The organism is Diaphorobacter sp. HDW4A (assembly GCF_011305995.1).
Lineage (GTDB): Bacteria > Pseudomonadota > Gammaproteobacteria > Burkholderiales > Burkholderiaceae_C > Diaphorobacter_A.
This window is the reverse complement of the sequence record NZ_CP049910.1, coordinates 4006537-4028889: the sequence shown is the minus strand read 5'-3', so window position 1 is coordinate 4028889 and position 22353 is coordinate 4006537. Positions and strand designations below refer to the sequence as shown.

Annotated in this window: 23 protein-coding genes; 9 read left to right on the top strand and 14 right to left on the bottom strand. The window is 62.9% G+C overall.

Translation table 11 applies throughout. The features are described from left to right. Window positions 1–6 precede the first annotated feature (6 nt). From gspN to gspG, 8 genes are all read right to left on the bottom strand, one after another. A complete protein-coding gene (gene gspN / locus G7047_RS18475) occupies window positions 7–831 on the bottom strand; it encodes a type II secretion system protein N (RefSeq protein WP_166308614.1) in 825 nt (274 codons plus the stop codon). A gap of 39 nt (window positions 832–870) precedes the next feature. Next, on the bottom strand, window positions 871–1425 hold the full coding sequence (gene gspM / locus G7047_RS18470) for a type II secretion system protein GspM (RefSeq protein WP_371813803.1): 555 nt from the start codon (window positions 1423–1425) through the stop codon (window positions 871–873). Continuing rightward, window positions 1422–2654, bottom strand: a complete 1233-nt coding sequence (gene gspL / locus G7047_RS18465) for a type II secretion system protein GspL (RefSeq protein WP_166308612.1) — start codon at window positions 2652–2654, stop codon at window positions 1422–1424. Before gspL ends, gspM begins: the two co-directional genes overlap by 4 nt. Window positions 2655–2721: 67 nt before the next feature. Beyond that, a complete protein-coding gene (gene gspK, locus G7047_RS18460) occupies window positions 2722–3744 on the bottom strand; it encodes a type II secretion system minor pseudopilin GspK (RefSeq protein WP_240939171.1) in 1023 nt (340 codons plus the stop codon). Further along, window positions 3741–4433: a type II secretion system protein J gene (locus G7047_RS18455; protein ID WP_166308610.1), complete on the bottom strand. Its 693-nt coding sequence runs from the start codon at window positions 4431–4433 to the stop codon at window positions 3741–3743. Before G7047_RS18455 ends, gspK begins: the two co-directional genes overlap by 4 nt. 9 nt (window positions 4434–4442) lie before the next feature. Next, on the bottom strand, window positions 4443–4808 hold the full coding sequence (gene gspI, locus G7047_RS18450) for a type II secretion system minor pseudopilin GspI (protein ID WP_166308608.1): 366 nt from the start codon (window positions 4806–4808) through the stop codon (window positions 4443–4445). Beyond that, complete coding sequence (locus G7047_RS18445) at window positions 4805–5230, bottom strand: prepilin-type N-terminal cleavage/methylation domain-containing protein (RefSeq protein WP_166308607.1); 426 nt, start codon at window positions 5228–5230, stop codon at window positions 4805–4807. The genes gspI and G7047_RS18445 overlap by 4 nt, the downstream gene beginning before the upstream one ends. Window positions 5231–5297: 67 nt before the next feature. Next, window positions 5298–5750, bottom strand: a complete 453-nt coding sequence (gspG, locus tag G7047_RS18440; protein ID WP_166308605.1) for a type II secretion system major pseudopilin GspG — start codon at window positions 5748–5750, stop codon at window positions 5298–5300. A gap of 50 nt (window positions 5751–5800) precedes the next feature. On the opposite strand from gspG, the gene G7047_RS18435 reads away from it, so the two are divergent. Next, a complete protein-coding gene (locus G7047_RS18435) occupies window positions 5801–6391 on the top strand; it encodes a type II secretion system protein N (protein ID WP_166308603.1) in 591 nt (196 codons plus the stop codon). 21 nt (window positions 6392–6412) lie between these two features. Here the strand turns inward: G7047_RS18435 and G7047_RS18430 are convergent, their stop codons facing one another. From G7047_RS18430 to ilvA, 3 genes are read right to left on the bottom strand one after another with little or no spacing between them, the layout of a single operon-like run. Further along, a complete protein-coding gene (locus tag G7047_RS18430) occupies window positions 6413–6994 on the bottom strand; it encodes a histidine phosphatase family protein (protein WP_166308600.1) in 582 nt (193 codons plus the stop codon). Continuing rightward, window positions 6979–7821 (bottom strand): adenosylcobinamide-GDP ribazoletransferase, encoded by an 843-nt coding sequence (locus tag G7047_RS18425; RefSeq protein ID WP_166308598.1) that lies wholly within the window; start codon window positions 7819–7821, stop codon window positions 6979–6981. The genes G7047_RS18430 and G7047_RS18425 overlap by 16 nt, the downstream gene beginning before the upstream one ends. A 27-nt stretch (window positions 7822–7848) precedes the next feature. Continuing rightward, window positions 7849–9423 carry a threonine ammonia-lyase, biosynthetic gene (gene ilvA / locus G7047_RS18420; protein ID WP_166308596.1) on the bottom strand — a complete coding sequence of 525 codons (1575 nt, stop codon included), beginning with the start codon at window positions 9421–9423 and terminating at the stop codon, window positions 7849–7851. 325 nt (window positions 9424–9748) lie between these two features. On the opposite strand from ilvA, the gene G7047_RS18415 reads away from it, so the two are divergent. Further along, a complete protein-coding gene (locus G7047_RS18415; RefSeq protein ID WP_166308594.1) occupies window positions 9749–10198 on the top strand; it encodes an OsmC family protein in 450 nt (149 codons plus the stop codon). Window positions 10199–10231: 33 nt separating this feature from the next. Here G7047_RS18415 and coq7 read toward each other — a convergent pair whose 3' ends face one another. Beyond that, window positions 10232–10849: a 2-polyprenyl-3-methyl-6-methoxy-1,4-benzoquinone monooxygenase gene (coq7, locus tag G7047_RS18410; protein WP_166308592.1), complete on the bottom strand. Its 618-nt coding sequence runs from the start codon at window positions 10847–10849 to the stop codon at window positions 10232–10234. Between the two features lie 307 nt (window positions 10850–11156). Between coq7 and G7047_RS18405 the strand changes: the two genes are divergently transcribed. The 7 genes from G7047_RS18405 (at window position 11157) to G7047_RS18375 (ending at window position 19862) form a co-directional block, all read left to right on the top strand. Then, window positions 11157–12194 carry a porin gene (locus G7047_RS18405; protein ID WP_166308590.1) on the top strand — a complete coding sequence of 346 codons (1038 nt, stop codon included), beginning with the start codon at window positions 11157–11159 and terminating at the stop codon, window positions 12192–12194. Window positions 12195–12589: 395 nt separating this feature from the next. Next, a complete protein-coding gene (locus G7047_RS18400; protein WP_166308588.1) occupies window positions 12590–13573 on the top strand; it encodes an ABC transporter permease in 984 nt (327 codons plus the stop codon). A 1-nt stretch (window position 13574) separates the two neighbouring features. Further along, window positions 13575–14795 (top strand): M20 aminoacylase family protein, encoded by a 1221-nt coding sequence (locus tag G7047_RS18395; protein ID WP_166308586.1) that lies wholly within the window; start codon window positions 13575–13577, stop codon window positions 14793–14795. A gap of 71 nt (window positions 14796–14866) precedes the next feature. Next, complete coding sequence (locus G7047_RS18390; RefSeq protein ID WP_166308584.1) at window positions 14867–15787, top strand: ABC transporter permease; 921 nt, start codon at window positions 14867–14869, stop codon at window positions 15785–15787. A 10-nt stretch (window positions 15788–15797) separates the two neighbouring features. Further along, complete coding sequence (locus G7047_RS18385) at window positions 15798–16796, top strand: ABC transporter ATP-binding protein (protein WP_166308582.1); 999 nt, start codon at window positions 15798–15800, stop codon at window positions 16794–16796. Beyond that, on the top strand, window positions 16793–17836 hold the full coding sequence (locus G7047_RS18380) for an ABC transporter ATP-binding protein (protein ID WP_166308580.1): 1044 nt from the start codon (window positions 16793–16795) through the stop codon (window positions 17834–17836). Before G7047_RS18385 ends, G7047_RS18380 begins: the two co-directional genes overlap by 4 nt. Window positions 17837–17960: 124 nt before the next feature. Continuing rightward, window positions 17961–19862: a bifunctional UDP-sugar hydrolase/5'-nucleotidase gene (locus tag G7047_RS18375; protein ID WP_166308578.1), complete on the top strand. Its 1902-nt coding sequence runs from the start codon at window positions 17961–17963 to the stop codon at window positions 19860–19862. Between the two features lie 58 nt (window positions 19863–19920). On the opposite strand, the gene G7047_RS18370 is transcribed toward G7047_RS18375, so the two are convergent. Then, the gene (locus G7047_RS18370) at window positions 19921–20766 is read right to left on the bottom strand and encodes a MurR/RpiR family transcriptional regulator (RefSeq protein WP_166308576.1); all 846 of its coding nucleotides are present in this window, start codon (window positions 20764–20766) and stop codon (window positions 19921–19923) included. Next, the gene (gene zwf, locus G7047_RS18365; protein WP_166308574.1) at window positions 20760–22223 is read right to left on the bottom strand and encodes a glucose-6-phosphate dehydrogenase; all 1464 of its coding nucleotides are present in this window, start codon (window positions 22221–22223) and stop codon (window positions 20760–20762) included. The genes G7047_RS18370 and zwf overlap by 7 nt, the downstream gene beginning before the upstream one ends. Window positions 22224–22353 lie beyond the last annotated feature (130 nt).

Genomic DNA, 22353 nt, shown 5'->3' with positions numbered 1-22353 from the left:
GTTGGTTCAACCCACGGTGAGGATGGAGCGGTCGCCGGTGCGTCGCCCAATGATATTCAAGAGATTGGCCAGCGCGGCCTCGCGACCGGACGCGGCCCTGGCCTCGCCCGTGAAGCGCAGGCGCTGGCCCACCCATTGGCCTGATCCGTTGAGCAGCAGCGCGCCGCTCAAGGTGGAGAGCGCAAGCGTCGGGCTGTCGCCGCCGTGCACGCTCACGCGGTAACTGCCCATCGGGCTCAGGGTGGAAAGCTTGGAGGATACGTCAAGCGCGTCGAGCTGCAGATTGCCCTGCAGTGCCATGCGTCCGGCGTTCCAGTCGATCTGCAGTCCAGTGGTCTCAAGCGAGAGTCTGCCTTGCGGCTGAATGGTGTTCCAAGGCGTGCCCAGACCGCTGAGCACGGCGCTTGGCCACTGGCTCTGGCTGTTGGCCACCTTGAGCTGCATGCCGTTCCAGCGCAGCCCGGCGTGCATGCGCACGGGCGTGGTAGTGCAGCAGTCGGCGTTCAGCGCGACATCGGCGCCGACGAAGGCGGGGCGCAACTGCCAGTTCAGGCGACCGGGCAGGGCCACCTGATCGGAGCTGCCCTCACCACCGGTGAGCACGAGCTGCGCCGAGCCATTCCAGAGCGTGCCGCGAGCCTGCTGCAGTTGCACCATGCCCTTGGTTGCGCCGTTCACGCCCGAGGCCAGCCAAGTGGCGGGAGCCTGCAGGGCGAACATGGTCAGGGCACCGAGCACGCCGCCGACGACGGCCCAACTGCGCGGCGAGCGAACGGCCTTGGTGACGCTGCGCGTGGAACGGGTGGCGATACGTTGTTTGCTGGAGGACATGGATTCAGCGCGGCCTGTTTTTCATCTGCATCGGCATCGTCAGTTCGCAACCGGCAGGGACAGCACCAGCGTGCCCTCCCAGAAGGCGGGCAGGGTAGTTGCCGCGTTGCTGCCGGACTTGCCTGCGCCATTGGTGCGAACGAGCTTGGCCTGAATCGGAATTGCACGCGCGGTGCTGCGCACATGGGCGAGCCATTGGCCCAGAGCACCAGCCGGCGCAGCCTTGAGCGTAACCGTGGCGCGGTCGCCGACGATGGAGACCTGCGCCGTCGAGCCGAGTGCCTGTGCAAGCGAGCTCTGGAGCACGCGTGTGGCATCGTCGCCCTGCACGCGCGGGGCCTTCTGCAGTTCAAGCGCTTCCTGCTGGAGGCTGCGCATGTGCTGCAACTGGCTGTCGAGCTGCGCATGTTCGGCGGGCGCGTGGCGAAGCGTTTTGAGCGCGGGCGACAGCAGCACCCACCACACGATGGCGAGGCCGACGAGGCTGGAGGCGATCAGCACCAGCATCTGCTCGCGTGCGGCGAGACTCTTCCAGCGTTCCTTGAAAGCGTCGAGCGCTTCGGACTTGCTCGCGGGATTCTTGTTTTTCATCATGGCCGCTCCCCGGCTGCGCGGACCCAGAGCTGCGACCCTTGAGCGCGGGCGACGAAGCCGTCGGCCTGCAGGCGCTGGTTCACATTGGACAGCTCGTCATTGGTCAGGCTCACGCCGGTGAGATGCAGTTCGGAATCGGCGAACTCCACCATGGACGGCACCTGGCTGGACGGAAGCACGGCACCCGCGGCGGCGAGCAGTGGCTCGAAATCCCGATGCGACAAGCTGCCTGCGGTCTGACGCAGTTGGGCAACTTCGCGCTCCATTTGCACTGGGGCGTCGACTACTACCTTGACATTGGGAAAGGCCTGTTGGAGCGTGCTGCGGATCCCGACCTCCTTGGTCGCAAGCGACTGGCGTTCCTTGTAGGCGGCCACGTTGAGACCGACGATCTGCGCCGCCACGGCGATGGCGAGCGCCCAGCGCGCGGCACGCCATTGCGGTGCGCGCAGAAACGCGTTGAAGCCGCCGCTCACGCTGCGCAGCGCACGCGTGCGGCCGCTGCTCGAGAATTCGAGTTGGGCCAAATTCCAGTTGCCGCGTGCCGCGACAAGCGAGCGCTGGCTTGCCGTCGACAGCTCGACAGGGCGATTCAGCAGCTTCTCCGTCATGCCCGCAACCGCTGGTTCAGCGCGCACACGTGCGGGCTGGTCGGGATCGGTGCTCTGCATGCCGAGCGCCAGCGTGGCAGCGCTCAAAGGCAGCACGTTCACGGCCTGATCGGCACTGGCGGAAGTGAGCACCAGCTGTGCCTCTTCGGGCACTCCGATGGCATAGACCTCGCGCGTGTCGGACGCGCCCGGGGCGAACTCGGGAACGATGCGGCCGACGCTGCGGCCCACCGATTCGAGCAACTGCAGCGTTTCGCGAAGCCAGATGCGATCACACACTGCGACCCATGCGGGTTCGCCGATCTGCGCATCGGGCGCGAGTGCAAAGTGCAACTGCGTGGGTTCATCCAGAAGTTGCTCTTCGAGCAGACCTTCGAGCACCGAGCGCAAACGCGCGGCAGACGTCGTTGCGCCCTGAGGCAAGGTCACCCGTTGCCAAGACAGCGCGCGTGCGGGCACGACGGCGACGACTTCGCCCGTGCGGCCCGGATCGGGCAGGCGCATGGCTTTGGCGCTGGCTTGGCGAGTTGCGATGTGGCCGTCGGCGGTCAGCGTGTAGCTGAATTCGGTGTTCGGCCCAGGCGTGCCCGGAGGCAGGTAAAGAATGAGGGTGCTCATGACTGGTGTTCGCGCGCCATTTTAGGCGTGACGCGTGACGGTGATTGGCATCGTTTGTACCCGGTGATCAAGATTTGCCCATCGCGTCAGCGGATTCGTTGCGCAGAAAGCCGCCGCGCTCACGCCATAGCGTGCGGACCTTGCCGCGTTGCTTATGGACCAGCGAGCGTTCCTCGACGATGGTTTGATCAATGCGCATGCGACCGCGCACCTCGAAATATTCTGAGGACACATCAAACAGCGTCGCCGTGAGAAGCTCCGGTTTGCTCAGCACCTTGGCTGCTGCGCTGACTGATTTGAAATATTGAGACGAGCGCGCCTGGATGATGCGCTGCGCGTCCGACATGTCGAGGCCATCCGCGCTGGCCCAGATGACTTCGGCACCCGCCGTGTTGACATTGATCTTGGTGCTCATCGGCAGGATGGTGGTATATGGCGCGATCTTGGCGATGGTGTTCTGCGAGACGCCCCACCAGCTTAGCTGGGAGATCGTCATGGGCATCAGTGCAATGGCCGAATTCTGAGCGTCACTGGTGTTGGCAGCCGCTGCCCGCACCATGTTGGTGGAGATCAGTGTCAGCTCATTTTGCGGCAGTCCCAGATAGCTGAACAGACGCTCGAACTGAGTCTTGGCCGTTTCGTCGATGGCCTTGTTCTTCACCAGATTGGTGAGGTTCATCCGCGATTGCTGGTCGGTCACGCGACCCGAGAGAAAGGCATTGTCGGTCTGCGCGCTGGCATCGTCGGCCTGTGACACATTGCGCTGTGCAGAAAGGAAGGTCGAGAGCCGTGCCTCTTCGAGCGGGATGGACCAGGGTTCGGTGAGATTGTCTGTACTGTCGCCGCGCGCCAGTGAATCCTCGCGCAGGATCAGCCGCGACCAGTCGAGCGCGCCCACGAGAATCCACGCCGATTGAATGCGTGATCGCTCGGCCGACTCGACCTCGATCGCACGCCACTGCTGCCACATGGCCGATGCGGCGAAGGTGGCAACCAAAGCAACCGTCAGCATGGCCGCGAGCAGCGCTGCACCACGTACCCGTCGCTTGGGTTGGTGAGGTGATGGGGCGTGCCTCATCTTCGTCTTCATGTCTTGTTGCCGCCCAGCACGGGGTTGACCCAGTCCTGCGTGATGGTGCCGGTGATGGCTCCGCCCTCGGGCAGGGTGATCGACAGGCGGATGCCTTCGGGCACGGATGCCGCCGCAGTGCTCAGTCCACCCAGCGTCTGTTCGGCGTAGGAGCCGCCAGCGCTCGACTGGGCATTGGCCCAGGCACCGCCGACGTAGTAGTAGAGCTGCACGTCGGCCAGTGGAAACAGGGTGGCCTCGCGCTGTGCCTCGCTGCTTGAAGGCGTGCGTGCCCATTGTCCGGCGGTTTGCCAAGCGGCGCTCCAAGCGGCGCGCGTGTTGACCGGTGGTGATTGCCAGCGCAGCCACTGTTGCGCACCGTTCGATGTGCGCATGGCCCATGCCACCACCACTACGCCCTGATCGGGCTGCTGCGTGGTGCGGCGCGTGATGCGCAGGACTTGACCGTCCCAGTTGATCGGCTGGGTGCTGTCCACAGGCTGGATGGAGTCGAGGTCGGACTGCCACTGCGCGAGCGCGTTCTGGATCACGACGAGGTGGTCGGAGCGTTCGCGTGTGATCTGCTGCGAGCGCACCATGCCATCGATGCCGCGCCAGCTCAACAGCGCGATCAGCGACATGATGGTGATCCCCACCAGCAGCTCGATCAGCGTGAAGCCGCGTGAAGAAAATGAAGGATGGGCGCGCATGTCGGTTCTTCAATACCGTCCGACGATGGTGGACACGCGGATCACTGGATAGCGCTCGTCGAAAACCTGGGCATCGACGCGGCGGAACTGCGGATTGGGCAGCGGCGACACCGTGGTCACCACCTGATAGCGCCGACCGGCCTGCTCGCACAGACTCTGCTGATCGCCATAGGCCGGCAGCTCGCGCATCAGGCGGGCTTTCACGAGTTCGTTCTGCGCGCAGATGTGGCCGAGCATCACATCGGTCTGCCGGGTGGCATTGGTCATCAGTGCTGAGGTGGCCTGCGTTCCCGCCATGAGCGCAATCGCGACGATGGCGAGCGCGACCAGCACCTCGATCAGCGTGAAACCGCGTTGCAATGTTCTCTGTCTCATTGCATGGCTTCCACGGTGAAGGAGCGCACGCCGTCGGTGCCCACGCGCACGGCACGTCCTGGATAGGCATCGTTCACGACCCAGACCTGCTGGGCGCTGATGATGGGCTCGGGCCCGAGCCATAACTGTGCGGGGCCGCTCGTACGCGAGCCGTTGACCAGCCAGTTGCCGGGCAGCTTCAGCGTGGGCAGGCCTTCGAAGACGAATCCCTGCTCGGTGGTGCGCCAACGCACAGTCGTGCCTGATGCGCGCGATTGTGCACGCGCGGTCTCGAGCAGCACGGCGAGGCGTTCGCCCTCGCGCTGCAGATCGGTCGCGCCGCTGTCGCGAATGGCGAAGCTCACGCCGACCGTGGCGAGCGCCACGATGGACAGCACCACCAGCAGCTCCAGCAGCGTGAAGCCACGGTGTGCGCGCGTCATGGTGCTGAAAGGAATCGCTTGCGAATTGAAATCAAATGAAGACACGGAACACGGTCAATGTCTGGGCTTACTGCCAACTGCCCACATCCGCGTTCTTGCCTTCGCCGCCGGATTGACCGTCAGCGCCAAAGGACATCACATCCACCTCGCCCTTCACGCCGGGGCTGAGGTATTGGTAAGGACGGCCCCATGGATCATTGGGCAGCTTCTCCAGATACGGGCGCCAGTTGTTCGGCACCGGGCCGCTGCCGGGCTTGGCGATCAGCGCTTGCAGGCCTTGCTCGGCCGTGGGGTAGCGCTGGTTGTCTAGGCGATACATCTTGAGCGCCTGCATCAGGTTGGTGATGTCGGTGCGTGCAGCCGTGCCGCGGGCGTCGTCGGCGCGATCCAGCACGTTGGGCACGATCAACGCGGCGAGCACGCCGATGATGACGAGCACGACCATCAATTCGATCAGAGTAAAGCCGCGCGCGATTTTGCGGCGGGAGGAACGGGCGAGAGCTTGGGCAGTTTGCAGCATGTCGTCAAATCGACTTGGAATGTGGTTATCGGGTCCATCATAATCGCGTGATGGTGACAAACACATACAGCCGTTGGAAGGTGGGCGCCGGAACCTTTGTTTTGTGGTTTCTGGCGATTGCCTGTGTGGTTTTCTGGGGCCTCAAGCTTTCTGCTTCCCAGTTGGGGCAGGGCGCGCCCGCGCTACCGGTCGCGCCAACGGTTGTGGATGTGTCCTCGCTGGTGCGTCTGTTGGGCGGCACGGAGGTGGTTGCCAAGGTGGCTTCGGTCGCGCCCACGCGTTACACGCTGGTGGGCGTGCTGGCCGGCACACGCAGCGGCCATGGCGCCGCGTTGATCGAGGTGGATGGCAAGCCAGCCAAGCCTTTCCGCGTTGGCTCCACGGTAGCCGAAGGCTTGGTGCTGCAGTCGGTGAACAAGCGTGAGGCGTTGCTGGGATTCGATCTCAAAGGCCCCACTTCGATGACTCTGCAGATACCGCTCAAGGTTGCGTCGAACACATCGGCCCTCCCTGTTTCGCCACCTGCCTATCAGCCACCGCCTGCCACGGTGGTTCCTCCCGCCGTTCAGTCGCCGATGATGCCGCAGGGCATGACGCCCGGCATTGCACCGCCTGAACTGCACCCCGCGCAGGGGCAATGATTGCTTTCAATTAAGTAGCTATCAAGGAGGCGTGAGAGGAAGGTGAAACCACTCGCCGAACGCGGGTGCTGCCATCGTCCATTCGCTGGACAGCGGTTCTCGATGGCCATGCTGCAGAAGCCAGAGCACGCAGCGGATCACGCCCGCATGGGTGATCCAGGCGGCATCTTTCCCTTGTTTGCATGCAGCTTGCAACGCTTGGTCCACACGCACGAGCATCTGCTGCAGCGACTCACCTTGGCCGGGGCGCAAGTGGGCGAAATTCTTCGTCCAAGCGTCGATCTCTTCGCGTGCGATGGCGTCCCAGCGGCAGTCTTCCCAAGCTCCGAAATCCATCTCCTGCAGTCGCACGTCGAGCTGAACTGGAGTTGAGCTTGCGCGGAGCGACCGCAGTTCATCCGCCAATTGCTGGCATCGGCGAAGTGGGGAACTCTGGATCTGGGTGACGTGCGGCGGCAAGGCCGAGTGCAGGCGCAATGCACTGGATCGGGTGTGGTCGGTGTCGGCGGCGACGTCGAGCCTTCCGTAGCAGACGCCGGGCGCTATCAATGGTTGTGCATGCCGCACCAGCCACAGGTGCGGGGTGGTCAAAGGTTCAGCCATGGCAGGATCGGCGAGATTTTCTGCTGTCCGGCGGCGATGGCTACGCCCAGATAGAAGGCAATTTCACTCACCTGCTGGATCGTGCCGAGGCAATCGCCGGTGAAGCCCTGCAGGCGCTTGTGGAAGCGCCAGAGCATCCACACAGCTCCAAGTCCGCTGCAGACCGCCGCCGCGATGGCGGCCTGCCAACCGAGCGCCAGCGCGAACAGCAGTACCGGAATCACGCACCAGAGCAGCGCGGTGATGAGCGCGCCCATGGTGATCTGATCGGCCAGCGGCTTGCTCTTGGAGGTGGCGGTGTCCCCCACATGCGGCAGCGTGCGCACGGCGATCAGCGGCCAGAAGCGCGACACCACATGGCCGCAGAGCAACGACCAGAGCGCGACGGACAGGTTTTGATTTCCCAGTTGCGCGAGCAGTGCGAACTTGGCCGCGAACGCCAGCACCAGTGCCATGGCTCCGAATGCACCGACGCGGGAGTCCTTCATGATTTCGAGCACGCGCTCGCGTTGATAGCCACCGCCCAGACCGTCGGCGACATCGGCCAGACCGTCCTCGTGAAATCCTCCCGTGGCGAGCACGGTGATGATTGTGCTGAGCACGGCGGCCACCAGTGGGGTGAAGGTTTGCGCGGGGCCCAGCAGCCAGCTGATCATGCCGAAGCTCGCGGCGGCGATCATCGCAACCAGCCAGCCCACACCCGGGAAATGTGCGGCGCTGGCGCGCAGCATGGCCGGGCTGTAGCCAACCCAGTCCGCCAGCCTTCCGCTCACCGGAATGCGCGTGAAGAACTGCACGGCCAGCAGGTAGTGGCGAATCGCTTGCATGTCAGCGTCAGGTACTGTTGTGTGCGATCAGTTGCCGTTGGCCTGCAGGAACAAGCGATAAGCGGGGTTGAGCGTCTCTTCAACGAAAGGGTAGCCCAGTGCTTTGAGGAACTGATCGAACTCCGCCGCATCTTCGGGCGGTACTTGCATGCCCACCAAGATCCGGCCGTAGTCCGCGCCTTGGTTGCGGTAGTGGAACAGGCTGATGTTCCAGTGTGGCTGCATCAGGCTCAGGAACTTGAGCAGCGCGCCCGGACGCTCGGGGAAGGTGAAGCGCATCAGGCGTTCATCCTGCGCGAGTGACGAGTGGCCGCCGACGAGGTGGCGCAGGTGCTCCTTGGCCAGTTCGTCATGCGTCAGATCAAGCGAGTCGAAGCCGTGCTTCTGGAAGTTCTTCGCGATTTTTTCTGATTCGCCGCGGCCATGGGTCGTGAGGCCCACGAATACATGCGCGCGCTTGGCATCGCTGATACGGTAGTTGAACTCAGTGACGTTGCGGCTGCCGCCGGGGAGGGTGCCGACCACTTCGCAGAAGCGCTTGAAGCTGCCGCGCTCTTCGGGAATCGTCACGGCGAACAGGGCTTCGCGCTCTTCACCGACCTCGGCGCGCTCAGCGACGAAGCGCAGACGGTCGAAGTTCATGTTCGCTCCGCACAGAATGGCGGCGTAGGTCTCGCCCTTGGTCTTGTTCTTGGCAACATATTGCTTGATGGCCGCGACCGACATGGCGCCCGCAGGCTCGACGATGGAGCGCGTGTCCACGAAGACATCCTTGATCGCAGCGCAGACGGCATCGGTGTCCACGACGACATACTCATCTACCAGACCACTGGCCACACGGAAGGTTTCTTCACCGACCAGCTTCACGGCCGTGCCGTCCGAGAACAGACCGACATCGGGCAGCGTCACACGCTGGTGCGCCTTCACCGACTGCATCATCGCGTCCGAGTCGTTCATCTGCACGCCGATCACCTTGATGTCAGGGCGCACAGCCTTGATGTAGTTGGCCACGCCCGAGATCAGGCCGCCGCCGCCGATGGCGACGAACACCGCGTCGAGCTTGTTGCTGCCAAGCGACTGGAGCTGGCGCAGCACCTCCATGGCGATCGTGCCTTGGCCCGCGATCACGTCCGGGTCATCGAATGGATGCACAAAGGTCAGGCCTTCTTCCTTCTGCAGTTTGGCCGCGTGGTCATAGGCGTCGTTGTAGCTTTCGCCGCTCAGCACCACCTCGCCGCCAAGGGTTTTCACTGCGTCGATTTTCAATTGAGGCGTCGTGGTTGGCATCACAATCACGGCTCGCGTGCCGAGCTTGGATGCGCTCATCGCCACACCTTGTGCGTGGTTGCCGGCGGATGCGCAAATGACGCCTCGGGCCAGTTGCTCCGGTGTGAGTTGCGCCATCTTGTTGTAGGCGCCGCGCAGCTTGAAGCTGAACACGGGTTGCTGGTCTTCGCGCTTGAGCAGCACCTTGTTGTGCAGGCGTCGGCTGAGTGCCTTGGCGATCTGGAGATCGGACTCGACGGCGACGTCATAGACGCGGGCGGTCAGGATCTTTTTAAGATAGTCGAAGGGGCTGAGTGTCTGTTGTTTGTTTGTCATCTGGCGGTCCGGTGGCACTGATCGATGGCAGTTGCTTGGGCCGCCATCATAGGAACAAGCTGGCCTGCGCGCTGGTAATGCAGACAGTCGATGTTCAAAAAGGCAAAAAAATGGCCCCAAGCTGTGAAGCCCGGGGCCAAATCCATCCTTTGAGGAGATGGAGGAGACAATCGGCGCACCAAACAAATCAAACTGTTGTCAGCGTTGTTTGGCGCATGAGTTGAATTCTACTCCCAAATCTTGCTGCGATGCAGCAAAATCAGCATGAATTCTTCGTCACGCGACATGGTGTTGCGTTGATGAGTCAGTTTTGAGAGGAATGATGATGGAATGCACAGTCAGCTGGACCGGCAACTCGGGAACCCGCTCCGGGATGGGCTTTGTGGCGGAGACCGGTAGCGGCCATGTTCTGACCATGGACGGCGCGCCCGATTCGGCCAATCCGCAGAACGGAGGCCAGAATTTTGCGCCGCGCCCCATGGAGACGGTGTTGGCCGGCACCGGCGGCTGCACGGCTTATGACGTGGTGTTGATCCTCAAGCGTGGCCGACATGATGTGCGTGGTTGCAGCGTCAAACTCACGTCGGAGCGTGCGGACACCGACCCCAAGGTGTTCACCAAGATCCACATGCAATTCACCGTGACCGGCAAGGGCATCCCGTCCGCAGCGGTGGAGCGCGCAATTGCGATGAGTCACGAGAAATACTGCTCTGCCAGCATCATGTTGGGCAAGACGGCAGAGATCACCACCGGATTCGAAATCGTCGAGGGCTGAAATTCCCGTTCCCTAAGGCGTTGGTCTGAGGCTCTATATATAGTGGGCCGTGGTCGTCATGACCTTGGCGGCTACCTTCATGAGCAGCCGGGCAGGAGCGGGCAGTTCCTGCGCCCCCGCGGCAAGCGCTTGGGCGGCATGGCGCTCCTCGTCCTGTTGCATTCGGGCAACTACCTGCCTTGAAGAAGTATCTGCTTGGGGCAGGCTGCCGAGGTGGCCCTGCAAATGCTCGGATACCTGGCGTTCGGTTTCCACTACAAATCCGAGGCTGATCCGGTCGCTGACCTTCGCCGCGCCGAGGCCGATGGCGAAGGCGCCCGCAAACCACAGTGGGTTCAGCAGACTGGGGCGGCTTCCAAGGGCATCGAGACGCTCGCGAGTCCAGGCCAGATGGTCCAGCTCTTCCCGGGCCGACTCCAGCAAGCTTGCGCGCAACTGCGGATCCCGGGTGACCGCCGCTTGGGAGAGGTACAGCGCCTGCGCGCAGACCTCACCAACGTGGTTCACACGCATCAACGCACCGGAGAGCCGGCGCTCCTCGTCGTTCAGCCGGGGCTCCTCGAAACTGCCTGCGGGCGAGGGCTCACTTGCCCTTGGGGAGGTAAAAAGGGTGCGAAGCGCGGCGTCTGCAGCGGTGAGAATGTGGTCCATTGGGTGACATTGTCGGCAGAATCGATTCAACTGCAGGTTGTTTACAAAAATAGCCGTATTACCGGGTTGACGTGGCACCATTTGGGTGCTTTAACTTGGTGCTGAAGGTGTTGCAGCACCGCAACGGAATTCTGGCTTTTCAGCCCTTTGTGAGGGAATTCCTTTGCGAAACATCGCGGCGTCTGTTGCAATAGGACTAACTTCCCCACCAGGAGGTTGGCCCGGGGGAACCGGCGGGCTGCACAGAAGTATGTGCCTCTAGTCCCCTTGATCCAGGGCCCTCTGTTTAACCTTGGAGTAACTCGCAATGAAAAAATCACTGATTGCCCTGGCTGTGCTGGCTTCCTCCGGCGCTGCGATGGCTCAATCTTCCGTGACCCTGTTCGGTATCGTCGACACTGGTATCGGCTATGTGAACAAGGCCAACGCAGCTGGCGACAGCAAGTACGGCATGTACACCAGCGGCAACTACACAAGCCGCATCGGCTTCCGCGGCGTGGAAGATCTGGGTGGCGGTCTGAAGGCTGGCTTCTGGCTGGAAGGCGAACTGTTCGGTGATGACGGCAATTCCGCTGGCTTCAACTTCAAGCGTCGTTCGACTGTCAGCCTGTCTGGCGGTTTCGGTGAAGTGCGCCTGGGTCGTGACCTGACTCCTGGCTACACGAAGACCAGCTCCTACGATCTGTTCAACCAAACCGGTATCGGCCAATTCATGGGCTGGAGCAACTGGTACGGTACAGCTGGCGATGCAAACGGCATCCGTTCCAGCAACATGGTTTCGTACTACACACCTAACTTCGGCGGCTTCAACGGCGCTATCGGTTACGGTTTTGACGAGCAAACTTCCGGCCACGCTGGTCGTTACATCGGTGGTTACGTTGCATATGACAACGGTCCTCTGAGCGTTGCTCTGTCGTACGACGACCGTGACACCGTTGCTGCTAACCGCGACCGCAACGCCATCACCCTGGGCGCTTCGTACAACCTGAACGTTGTGAAGCTGAACGGTATCGTTCAACAGACCAAGGACAAGATCGACGGCGCTCCTAACCAGAAGGTCAACGCTTACATGCTGGGCGCTTCGGCTCCAGTGGGCGCTGGCGAAGTCAAGATCCAGTACGCTCTGTACGACCAAAAGGCATTTGACGATGCCAAGTCGCATCAGCTGAGCCTGGGCTACGTGTACAACCTGTCCAAGCGCACTGCCGTGTACGGCAATGTGTCGTACCTGAAGAACAAGGACGGCGCAAATCTGGGTCTGGCTAGCAAGCAGCTGAACACAGAAGGCCCTGGCGCTGGCAAGGCTCAGACCGGCCTGCAAGTTGGTATCCGCCACTCCTTCTAATTTCTGGCTGGCTTCTGCCAGCTTGAGTTAGATGTGAAAGCCGCTGCTCTTCGGAGTGGCGGTTTTTTTTTCGTCCATGCGTTTCATTGCATGGCCACGGGTGCTTGATACTTGACGTTGGCCGGGCTTTCGCCAAGTGAAGTTTGGTGTGGTGCGTGTGTCGATGGATGCACGGATTCCCCTTGAATGGTTGTGGAATCACATGCCGGGATCCGGTATGTGTCGTCGTGTGAGCAGTGCCACGGTGGTTGGTGCATTTGTCTGTCAGGGATTTCCCGGCGGCTGTTCCATGGTGAGCGGCGGCATAGTGCTCCTATTGGACAGAGCGATCATGTTGGCAGGATTCCTGCTACTGCGCACTGAAGAAAAATTCAGGACCGACTTCCCCACACCGCATGCTCGCCTTCATCTTGCGCCGACTGATTCAAGCCGTGATCGTGATGGTCACGGTCGCGTTCATTTCGTTTCTGCTGTTCCAGTACGTTGGCGATCCGGTGGTCACCATGCTGGGGCAGGATGCGACGCCGCAGCAGATCCAGGAACTGCGTGCTTCTTTGGGGCTGGATCAGCCCTTCGTCGTACAGTTCTGGCACTTTCTGGTGAATGCCGCCCAAGGCGATTTCGGGCTCAGCCTGCGTCAAGGCGCCAAGGTGTCGCGCCTGATTGCCGAGCGCTTTCCGGCGACGCTGGAGCTGGCGTTGGTGGCCGCAGTGATCGCGCTGGTAGTGGGCGTGCCCATGGGCGTCTACGCGGCGCTCAAGCGAGGCACCGTCCTGAGCCAGGTGTTCATGACCATTTCCCTCCTTGGTGTGTCGTTGCCGACGTTTCTGATCGGGATTTTGCTGATTCTCGTTTTCTCCGTCACGCTGGGCTGGTTCCCCAGTTTTGGGCGTGGCGATGTGTTGCAAGTGGGCTGGTGGAGTACGGGCCTGCTCAACGCGAAGGGTTGGCACCACATTGCCTTGCCTGCGATCACGCTGGCGATCTTTCAGCTCACACTGATCATGCGTCTGGTCAGGGCGGAAATGCTCGAGGTGCTGCGCACCGACTACATCAAGTTCGCACGCGCACGCGGGCTGACGGACCGGGCGATCTATTTCGGTCATGCGCTCAAGAACACGCTGGTGCCGGTGATGACCATCACCGGGCTGCAGCTCGGAGGCCTGATCGCGTTTGCCATCATCACCGAGACGGTATTCCAGTGGCCTGGTATGGGGCTGCTGTTCATTCAGGCGGTGATGTATGCCGATATTCCCGTGATGGCGGCCTATCTCTGTCTCATCGCGCTGATCTTCGTGATCATCAATCTGGTGGTGGACATGCTGTATTTCGCGGTCGACCCGCGCCTTGCCGTTGGCGGCAAGGCGGGAGGGCACTGACATGCAGGCGGCACGATGGAAGGCGGGTGGGCGGGCGTTCGCGCACATCACAAAGTTCCACCCCGAGTTGACCGCGTTCCGGCGCGATCTGCATGCGCATCCTGAGCTGGGGTTCGAGGAAAAGTACACGAGCAAACGCATTGCCGAGGCGTTGCGCCAGAGCGGCGTGGACGAGGTGCACGAGCACATCGGGCGCACCGGCATGGTTGCGCTGATCCACGGCCAGACGCGCGCGAGCGGCAGCATGATCGCCCTGCGTGCCGACATGGATGCGCTGCCGATGTTGGAGAACAACGAGTTCACCTGGAAGTCCTGCAAACCGGGGTTGATGCACGGCTGCGGGCATGACGGTCACGTCACCATGCTGCTGGGGGCGGCGCGCTATCTGGCCGCGACACGGCAGTTTGATGGCACCGCAGCGCTGATCTTTCAACCAGCCGAGGAAGGCCTCGGCGGGGCGCGGGTGATGATCGAGGATGGGCTGTTCGAGCGCTTTCCGATCCAGTCGGTCTTCGCCATGCACAACTGGCCGCAGATGAAGCCGGGCACCGTGGGGCTCAACGATGGCCCGATGATGGCGGCGGCCGATCGCATCACCATCGAGATCACGGGCCGGGGCGGCCACGGCGCGCATCCCTATCAGACTGTCGACGTGGTGCTGGTCGCGGGCCACATCATCACGGCGGTGCAGGGCATCGTCGCTCGCAATGTGCGGCCGCTGGACAGCGCCGTGGTGAGTCTGTGCGCGGTGCAGGCGGGTGATCTTGGTGCCTTCAGCGTGCTGCCCGGCAGCGCGACGCTGGTGGGCACCGTGCGCTCGTTCGACCCCGCCGTGCAGGAGATGGTGGAGCGGCGCATCCAGGAGGTCTGCAACGGCATCGCCATGGGTTTCGGCGCCAGCGTGAACGTGCGCTACGAGCGCATCTATCCCGCCACGATCAACACCGAGAGCGAAGCGCGCTTCGCGGGCGATGTGGCTGCATCCTTCGTGGGCATGGAGAACGTGGTGCGCGATCTCGAGCCCAGCATGGGCGCCGAGGACTTCTCGTTCATGCTGCAGAACAAGCCAGGTGCCTACCTGCGCATCGGTCAGGGCATGGGGGCGGGCAACAGCACGTTGCACAACAGCCGCTACGACTTCAACGACGACATCCTGCCACTGGGCGCTGCGCTGCACGCGGGCCTCATCGAGCAGGGCATGCCGTTGGCCGTGGCGGAGTGAATCATGGGCATCAAAGACAAGCGGAACGCAATGGGCAAGCAATACAAGCAGAAGGTGCAGAGCAGATGTCGATGAAACAAACCCTTGCCCGCTGGTGGGACAGTGATGTCGCACACAGCTTCCGATCCTCGCCAGTTGCCATGCTGGCGGCGGCGATTGCCTTTGTCTGTATCTTCTGTTCAGTGTTTGCCGCGTGGGTCGCGCCGCACAACCCGTTCGATCTGACCACGCTCGAGCTGTCGGACGCGCGCCTGCCGCCCGCATGGCTGGAGCAGGGCACCAGCAAATACCCGCTCGGCACGGATGATCAGGGGCGCGACATTCTTTCGGCGCTGATCTACGGCGCACGCATCTCGCTGATCGTCGGCGTGGTGTCGGTGGCGCTGTCCATCGTGATCGGCGTGACGCTGGGGTTGATCTCTGGTGCCAAGGGCGGCTGGATCGACGCCTTGCTGATGCGTGCCTGCGATGTGGTGTCTTCGTTTCCCGCGATTTTGGTGGCGTTGCTGATTGCTGGTGTCGCGCGCGCCGTCTTTCCGAACGCGGCAGAGGGCGTCGCGTTTGCCGTGCTGGTGCTGGCGATTGCATTCGCGGGCAGCAACGGCTGGGTGCAGTATGCGCGCACGGTGCGCGCGAGCACCATGGTCGAGTACGGCAAAGAATATGTGCAGGCCGCTCGCGTGACCGGCGTGCCGCCGTTTCGCATCATGCGCCGTCATGTGTTGCCCAACGTGCTCGGGCCGGTGATGGTTCTCGCGACCATTCAGGTCGCGACGGCGATCATCACCGAGGCCACGCTGTCGTTTCTCGGCGTCGGGGCACCGCCCACCTCGCCATCGCTCGGCACGCTGATCCGCATCGGCAACGACTACCTGTTTTCCGGCGAATGGTGGATCACCGTGTTCCCCGGCATCATGCTGGTGCTGATCGCGCTGTCGGTCAACCTGCTGGGCGACTGGCTGCGTGACGCCCTCAACCCCCGTCTGCGTTGAGGTGAGAGCCATGTCATTGCTTGATGTCCAAAATCTCGTCGTCGAATTCCCCAATCGCAAGGGCACGCTGCGCGCGCTCGACAACGTCTCGTTCTCCATCGCCCCCGGAGAAATCCTCGGTGTGGTGGGTGAATCCGGCGCGGGCAAGTCGCTCACCGGCGCGTCGATCATCGGTCTGCTGGAGCCACCGGGGCATATCGCTTCGGGACAGATTTTGCTGAACGGCCAGCGCATCGACAACCTCCCCGCCGAGCAGATGCGGCACATCCGGGGCCGCCGCATCGGGGCGATCTTTCAGGACCCGCTCACCTCGCTCAACCCGCTCTACACTGTGGGCCGTCAGCTCATCGAGACCATCACCACGCACCTTCTGCTGAACGCCGCGCAGGCGCGTGAGCGGGCGATCTCGCTGCTCAAGGACACCGGCATTCCGGCGGCCGAGCAGCGCATCGATCACTATCCACACCAGTTTTCGGGCGGCATGCGCCAGCGCGTGGTGATCGCGCTCGCGCTCGCGGCCGAGCCCGAACTGATCGTCGCCGACGAGCCCACCACGGCGCTTGACGTGTCGATTCAGGCGCAGATCATCACGCTGCTCAAGAACATCTGCCGCTCGCGCGGCGCGGCCGTCATGTTGATCACGCACGATATGGGCGTGATCGCCGAAACCTGCGACCGCGTGGCCGTGATGTACGCCGGCCGCGTCGCGGAGATCGGTCCAGTGCATGAGGTCATCAACCACCCCAAGCACCCCTACACGGCGGGACTCATGGCCTCGATCCCGGACATGGAGGACGATCGCGAGCGGCTCAACCAGATCGACGGGGCGATGCCGCGCCTGAACGCTATTCCCAAGGGTTGTGCTTTCAACCCACGCTGCACGCAGGTCTTCGACCGATGCCGCAGCGAGCGCCCAGAGCTGATGTCCGCAGGTGCGACGCAGGCCGCCTGTTGGCTCTGCGAACGTGCGGCTGTGACAAGCGCGACCATGACAGGGGCCACCGTATGAGCAATAGCCATCACAACCCGACATCGACACCGCCGTTGGTGCGCGCGCAGGATCTGGCCAAAACCTTCGACGTCTCGCCCCCGTGGCTCAACCGGGTGTTGGAGCGTAAGCCGCGTGCGCTGTTGCATGCGGTGGACGGCGTGAGCTTCGAGATCCAGAAGGGCAAGACGTTGGCGCTGGTCGGCGAATCCGGCTGCGGCAAGAGTACCGTGGCGCGCCTGCTCGTGGGTTTGTACGAGCCTACGCGCGGCACCTTTGAGTTCGACGGAAAAGATGCCCATGCGGCCTTTGCCGGAAGCGACATGCGCAGCATGCGCCGCCGCATCCAGATGATCTTTCAGGACCCGTATGCGAGCCTGAATCCGCGCTGGTTGGTGCGCGACATTGTGGCCGAGCCGCTGATCGAACATGGCCTCATCAGCGACAAGGATGCGCTGACCCAGCGCGTGGGCGAGCTGCTTGTGTCCGTGGGGCTCACCTTCGACTGCATGAACAAGTACCCGCACCAGTTCTCGGGTGGGCAGCGTCAGCGCATCTCGATTGCGCGCGCGTTGGCGACCGAGCCCGAGTTTCTCGTCTGCGATGAGCCGACATCGGCGCTCGACGTATCGGTGCAGGCGCAGGTGCTCAACATCATGAAGGACCTGCAGCGCAAGCAGCATCTCACCTACCTTTTCATCAGTCACAACCTTGCCGTCGTGCGGCACGTGAGCGATCAGGTTGGCGTGATGTATCTGGGCCGCCTTGTGGAGATCGCGGACAAGCAGGAGCTTTTCTCGAGCCCGCGTCATCCCTACACGCGCATGCTGCTCGACGCGATTCCCAAGATGCACGACACCGGCCGTGCGCGCACGCCGGTGCGCGGTGAGGTGCCCAATCCGCTGAATCCGCCGGCAGGTTGTGCGTTCAATCCGCGCTGCCCGCACGCCAACGACCGCTGCCGCAGCGAGCGCCCGCAGCTGCTGGGTGATGGCGCGTCGCGCGTGGCGTGCCACGCTGTCGAGGAAGGACGCATCCCGGCGTTACTTGTGACCGCGTGATGGCTATCTTTCTGCGTGCTCGTCACCAGCCAATGCCGCGCAAACCGTGAGGAATTGATCACGCATTCACGGCCTTGTCATCTGGAATTTTGACCATCCAGTCTTTCCAAACTTTGTGGGAGAGATGATGAAGTCGCAATGGATGAAGTCCGCACTGGCGCTGGCGGCAATCACGGGCCTGATGGGTTGCGGTGGTGGAGGTGAATCGGAGTCCAAGAGTAAGCCTCTGGAGCTGACCGTGTTGCACATCAATGATCATCACTCCAATCTGGAGTCGCGCAGCAAGACGCTGCAGCTTGATGCGGGCGCGGGTAAAGCCGAGGCCGTTGCGGTGGATGCGGGCGGCTTTCCGCGGGTGACATCGGCCATCGAGGCGCTTTCCAAATCCTCGAAGAACGTGCTCAAGCTGCACGCGGGTGATGCGCTCACGGGCACCCTGTATTTCAATCGCGCGGGGGCGGACGGCGAGGCCGATGCGGCGCTCATGAACACCGTGTGCTTTGATGCGTTCACCCTCGGCAATCACGAGTTCGACAAGGGCGACACCGGGCTCAAGAATTTCCTCGATCTGTTGCGCAAGGGCAGCTGCAAGACCCCGGCGTTGAGCGCCAACGTGAAGTTCGGCGTTTCGTCCGCGCTGCACGCGTCGAAGGCATCAGGTGCGGTGCTGCCGTCCACGGTGCTCGAGCGCGACGGGCAGAAGATCGGCATCGTGGGGCTGACCATCGCGCAGAAGACCAAGGCGTCATCAAGCCCCGATCCGGATACTCAGTTCGAGGACGAGGCCACGGCGGCCCAGCGCGAGATCGATGCGCTGCGCAAGCTGGGCGTCAACAAGATCATCGTGATGAGTCACATCGGCTACCAGTACGACCTCGAGGTGGCAAAGAAGCTCAGCGGTGTGGACGTCGTGGTGGGTGGAGATTCGCATACTTTGGTGGGTCCTGCCGCCATGAAGACTGCGGGCGTGGGCTCACCCGCAGGCAGCTATCCCACGATGGCGACGGACAAGGACGGCAAGAAGGTCTGTGTGGTCCAGGCGTGGGAGTATTCGCAGATCGTCGGTGAACTCAAGATCTCGTTCGACGAGAATGGCGACGTCGCCCAGTGCAGCGGAACGCCGCATGTGCTCATCGGCGACAACTACACCGTGGGCGGCAAGGCACCGACCGACGCCCAGCGCAAGGCCATTGACGCGAGCGTGAAGGCCAGTGGCTTTCTGCGCGTGACCACGCCGTCCGATGCGTCGACCAAGGTGCTCCAGCCCTACAAGGACAAGATTGCCAAGTTCAAGCTGACCCAGTCGGCGACCGTGCCGGTGGAGTTGTGCTCGCGCCGCGTGCCGGGCGGTCCAGGCTCGGCGGACTACAGCCGCTCCAGCGTGGCTTGCAACACCGAGGCCAGTGTCGATGTGCGCGGCGGCGACATTCAGCAACTGGTTGCCGAGGCCTATCTGCAGGAGGCCAACGCGCACTTCGGCGGTGCGGACATCTCGCTGCAGAGCGGTGGCGGCGTGCGCATTCCCCTCAATGGAGTGGTCACGGCGGATCAGGTGATTCAGGTGCTGCCGTTCGGCAACATGCTGTTCCGCCTCGACATCACCGGCAAAGAAGCCAAGGCGATGATCGAAGACGGGCTGGAGGCGGTCTACGGTGCGGGCGGCTCCACTGGGCCGTATCCGTACACCGGTGGCCTGCGATTCGACGTGAACGCCTCGGCCCCGTTTGGCCAGCGCGCGAGCGGCTTCGAGGTGCGTGACCGCAGCAACGGCCTGTGGCAGCCAATGGATGACGCCAAAACCTACAAGCTCTTCGTGCTGAGCTTCAATGCGACAGGCGGTGACGGCTACAAGACACTCGCGGCCGTTCCCGCTGCGCGGCGTCTGGACATTGGCGTGCTGGATTCCGACGTGTTCTTCGGCTACATCGTCAAGCAGACGAAGGATGCCGCGACCAACTTGCCGGTGCTCACGCGCATTCCGCACGCGCTCTACAGCACCAAGAGCTTTGTGGGCGCGAAGAAATAAGCTTCCTGCAGCGCACGAAACTGGCGGACCCTAAGCGAGGGCAGCCAGCGCGGCGGGCTCAGGTATATCGTTTGGCCCGCAGATTGTTCTTCATCTGCTGCAGCACCGGCTGCAGCGGCTCTCCGATCTGCAGCGCCACGGCGGTGGCCAGCACGTCGATGATCAGCAGGTGCAGCAGCCGCGAGACCATGGGGCTGTAGCGGTCGTAGCCTTCGGGGTGATCGGCGGCGAGGTGGATTTCGCAGGTGTGCGCGAGCGGTGAGCCGCTGGCGGTGATGGCGATCGTTGTTGCACCATTCTTGCGCGCGATGTCGGCCGCGTCCATCAAGTCGCGTGTGCGGCCCGAGTTGCTGATGATGACCGCGCAGTCGCCCTTGCCGAGCATGGTGGCGCTCATCACCTGCATGTGGCCGTCGCTGGTGCTGATGCTGGTGATGCCGAGGCGAAAGAACTTGTGCTGCCCGTCCTGCGCGACGATGCCGGAGTTGCCCGCGCCGTAGAACTCGATGCGCTTGCCGGTTTGCCAGGTCGATGCGATGGCCTTGGCCGCACGCTCCAGCGCTGCGGTGCTCGCGGCGTTGCGGTATTGCAGGAAGGCGGCGACCGCGTTGTCCACGACCTTGACGAGCACATCGCCGGTCTTGTCGTCCGCGTCCACGCTGCGGTGGATGAAGGGCACGCCCTCGCTCACGCTGCCCGCGAGCTTGAGCTTGAAGTCGGCGAGGCCGTCATAGCCCATGCTGCGACAGAAGCGCACGACGGTCGGCTTGCTCACGTTGGAGCGCGCTGCGAGTTCGCGCACCGGCAGATGGGAGAACGCGCGCGGATCGTCCAGCACGAGTTGCGCCACGCGTTGTTCGGCGGGCGCGAGTGAGGGAAGGGACGCGGTGATTCGGTCTAGCATTCTTCCATCCAGGTGTTGCCATCGCGGGCGACCAGGGCGCTGGCAGCGCTCGGTCCCCAGGTGCCTGCGGCATAGGGCCGGGGGCTTTCGTCGGAGTCTTTCCAGGCCTGCATGATGGGTTCGACCCAACGCCATGCAGCCTCCTGTTCATCGGCGCGCACGAAGAGATTCAGCCGTCCGGCGATCACGTCGAGCAGCAGGCGTTCGTAGGCACCCACGCGCTCGCTGCCGAAACGCTTGTCGAAGTCGAGGTCGAGCTGCACCGGCGCAAGCGATTGCGCATCGATGCGTGCGCCGCGCTTGTCGTTGCCTGCAGAGAATAGATGCAGCGCGAGGCCATCGCGCGGCTGCAGATGGATCACGAGGCGGTTCACCATGCCCAGCGGCGTGCGGTAGATCGGGTGAGGGGCCGGGCGGAAGTTGAGGACGATGTGCGCCTCGTGCGCCGCGAGCCTTTTACCGGTGCGGATGTAGAACGGCACGCCCGCCCAGCGCCAGTTGGCGATCTCGGTGCGCAACGCGACGAAGGTCTCGGTGCGGCTGTCGGGCGCGACGCCGGGCTCGTTCAGATAGCCGGGTACGCGGTCGCCGCTCAGGCTGCCTGCAGTGTACTGGCCACGCACCACGTCACGCGCGAGCGTCGCGGGGCTCCATGGAGCGAGTGAGCGCAGCACTTTGAGCTTTTCGTCGCGGATCGCGTCGGCGTGCGCGTTGATCGGCGGCTCCATGGCAATGGCGCACAGCAGTTGCAGCGCATGGTTCTGCACCATGTCGCGCAGCGCGCCCGTGCCTTCGTAGAACGAGCCGCGCTTTTCCACGCCGATCTTCTCGGCCATGGTGATCTCGACGCTGGCCACCGTTTCGCGGCGCCACAGGGGCTCGAACAGCGCGTTGCCGAAGCGCATGGCCAGCAGGTTCTGCACCGAAGGCTTGCCGAGGTAGTGATCGATACGGAAGATCTGCTTTTCGTCGAACACCTTGCGCACCGCCGCGTTGATCGAGCGGTTGGAGGCGAGGTCGTGCCCCAGCGGCTTTTCGAGCACGACGCGGGTGTTCGGCGTGTTCAGGCCCGCCGCGCCCAGTTGCTCGCAGGTGGTGGTGAACAGATTGGGTGCGGTGGCCAGATACAGCACCACCGTGTCGGCGCTGCGCGCGTGCAGGGTCTGCGCAAGGCGTTCGTAATCGGCGGGCTGCGACAGATCCATCCGGAGGTACTGCAGCAACTGCGCGAATTTTTCGAATTCTTCGCTCTTGGGGCGCTTGTCGGATTCGACCGCATCAAGGCGGCTGGCGATCAGCGCGCGGTAGGCATCGTCGCTCAAGTCGTCGCGTGCGACGCCCAGAATGCGCCCGCCCGGTGGCAGCGAACCATGCCGCCAGGCCTGAAACAGCGCTGGCAGCAACTTGCGCCAAGCCAGGTCGCCGGTGCCGCCAAACAAAACAAGATCAAAACTCATGGCGCAAAAAAACTTGTGAAGTTGTAACTTGAGAGCTCAGTTCCGATGTTACCGAGTTTCAAGGTTGGACAATACCCGATCAACCCATTCCATCACTGCGAATACACTCATGGGTTGCCAAACCTCATCG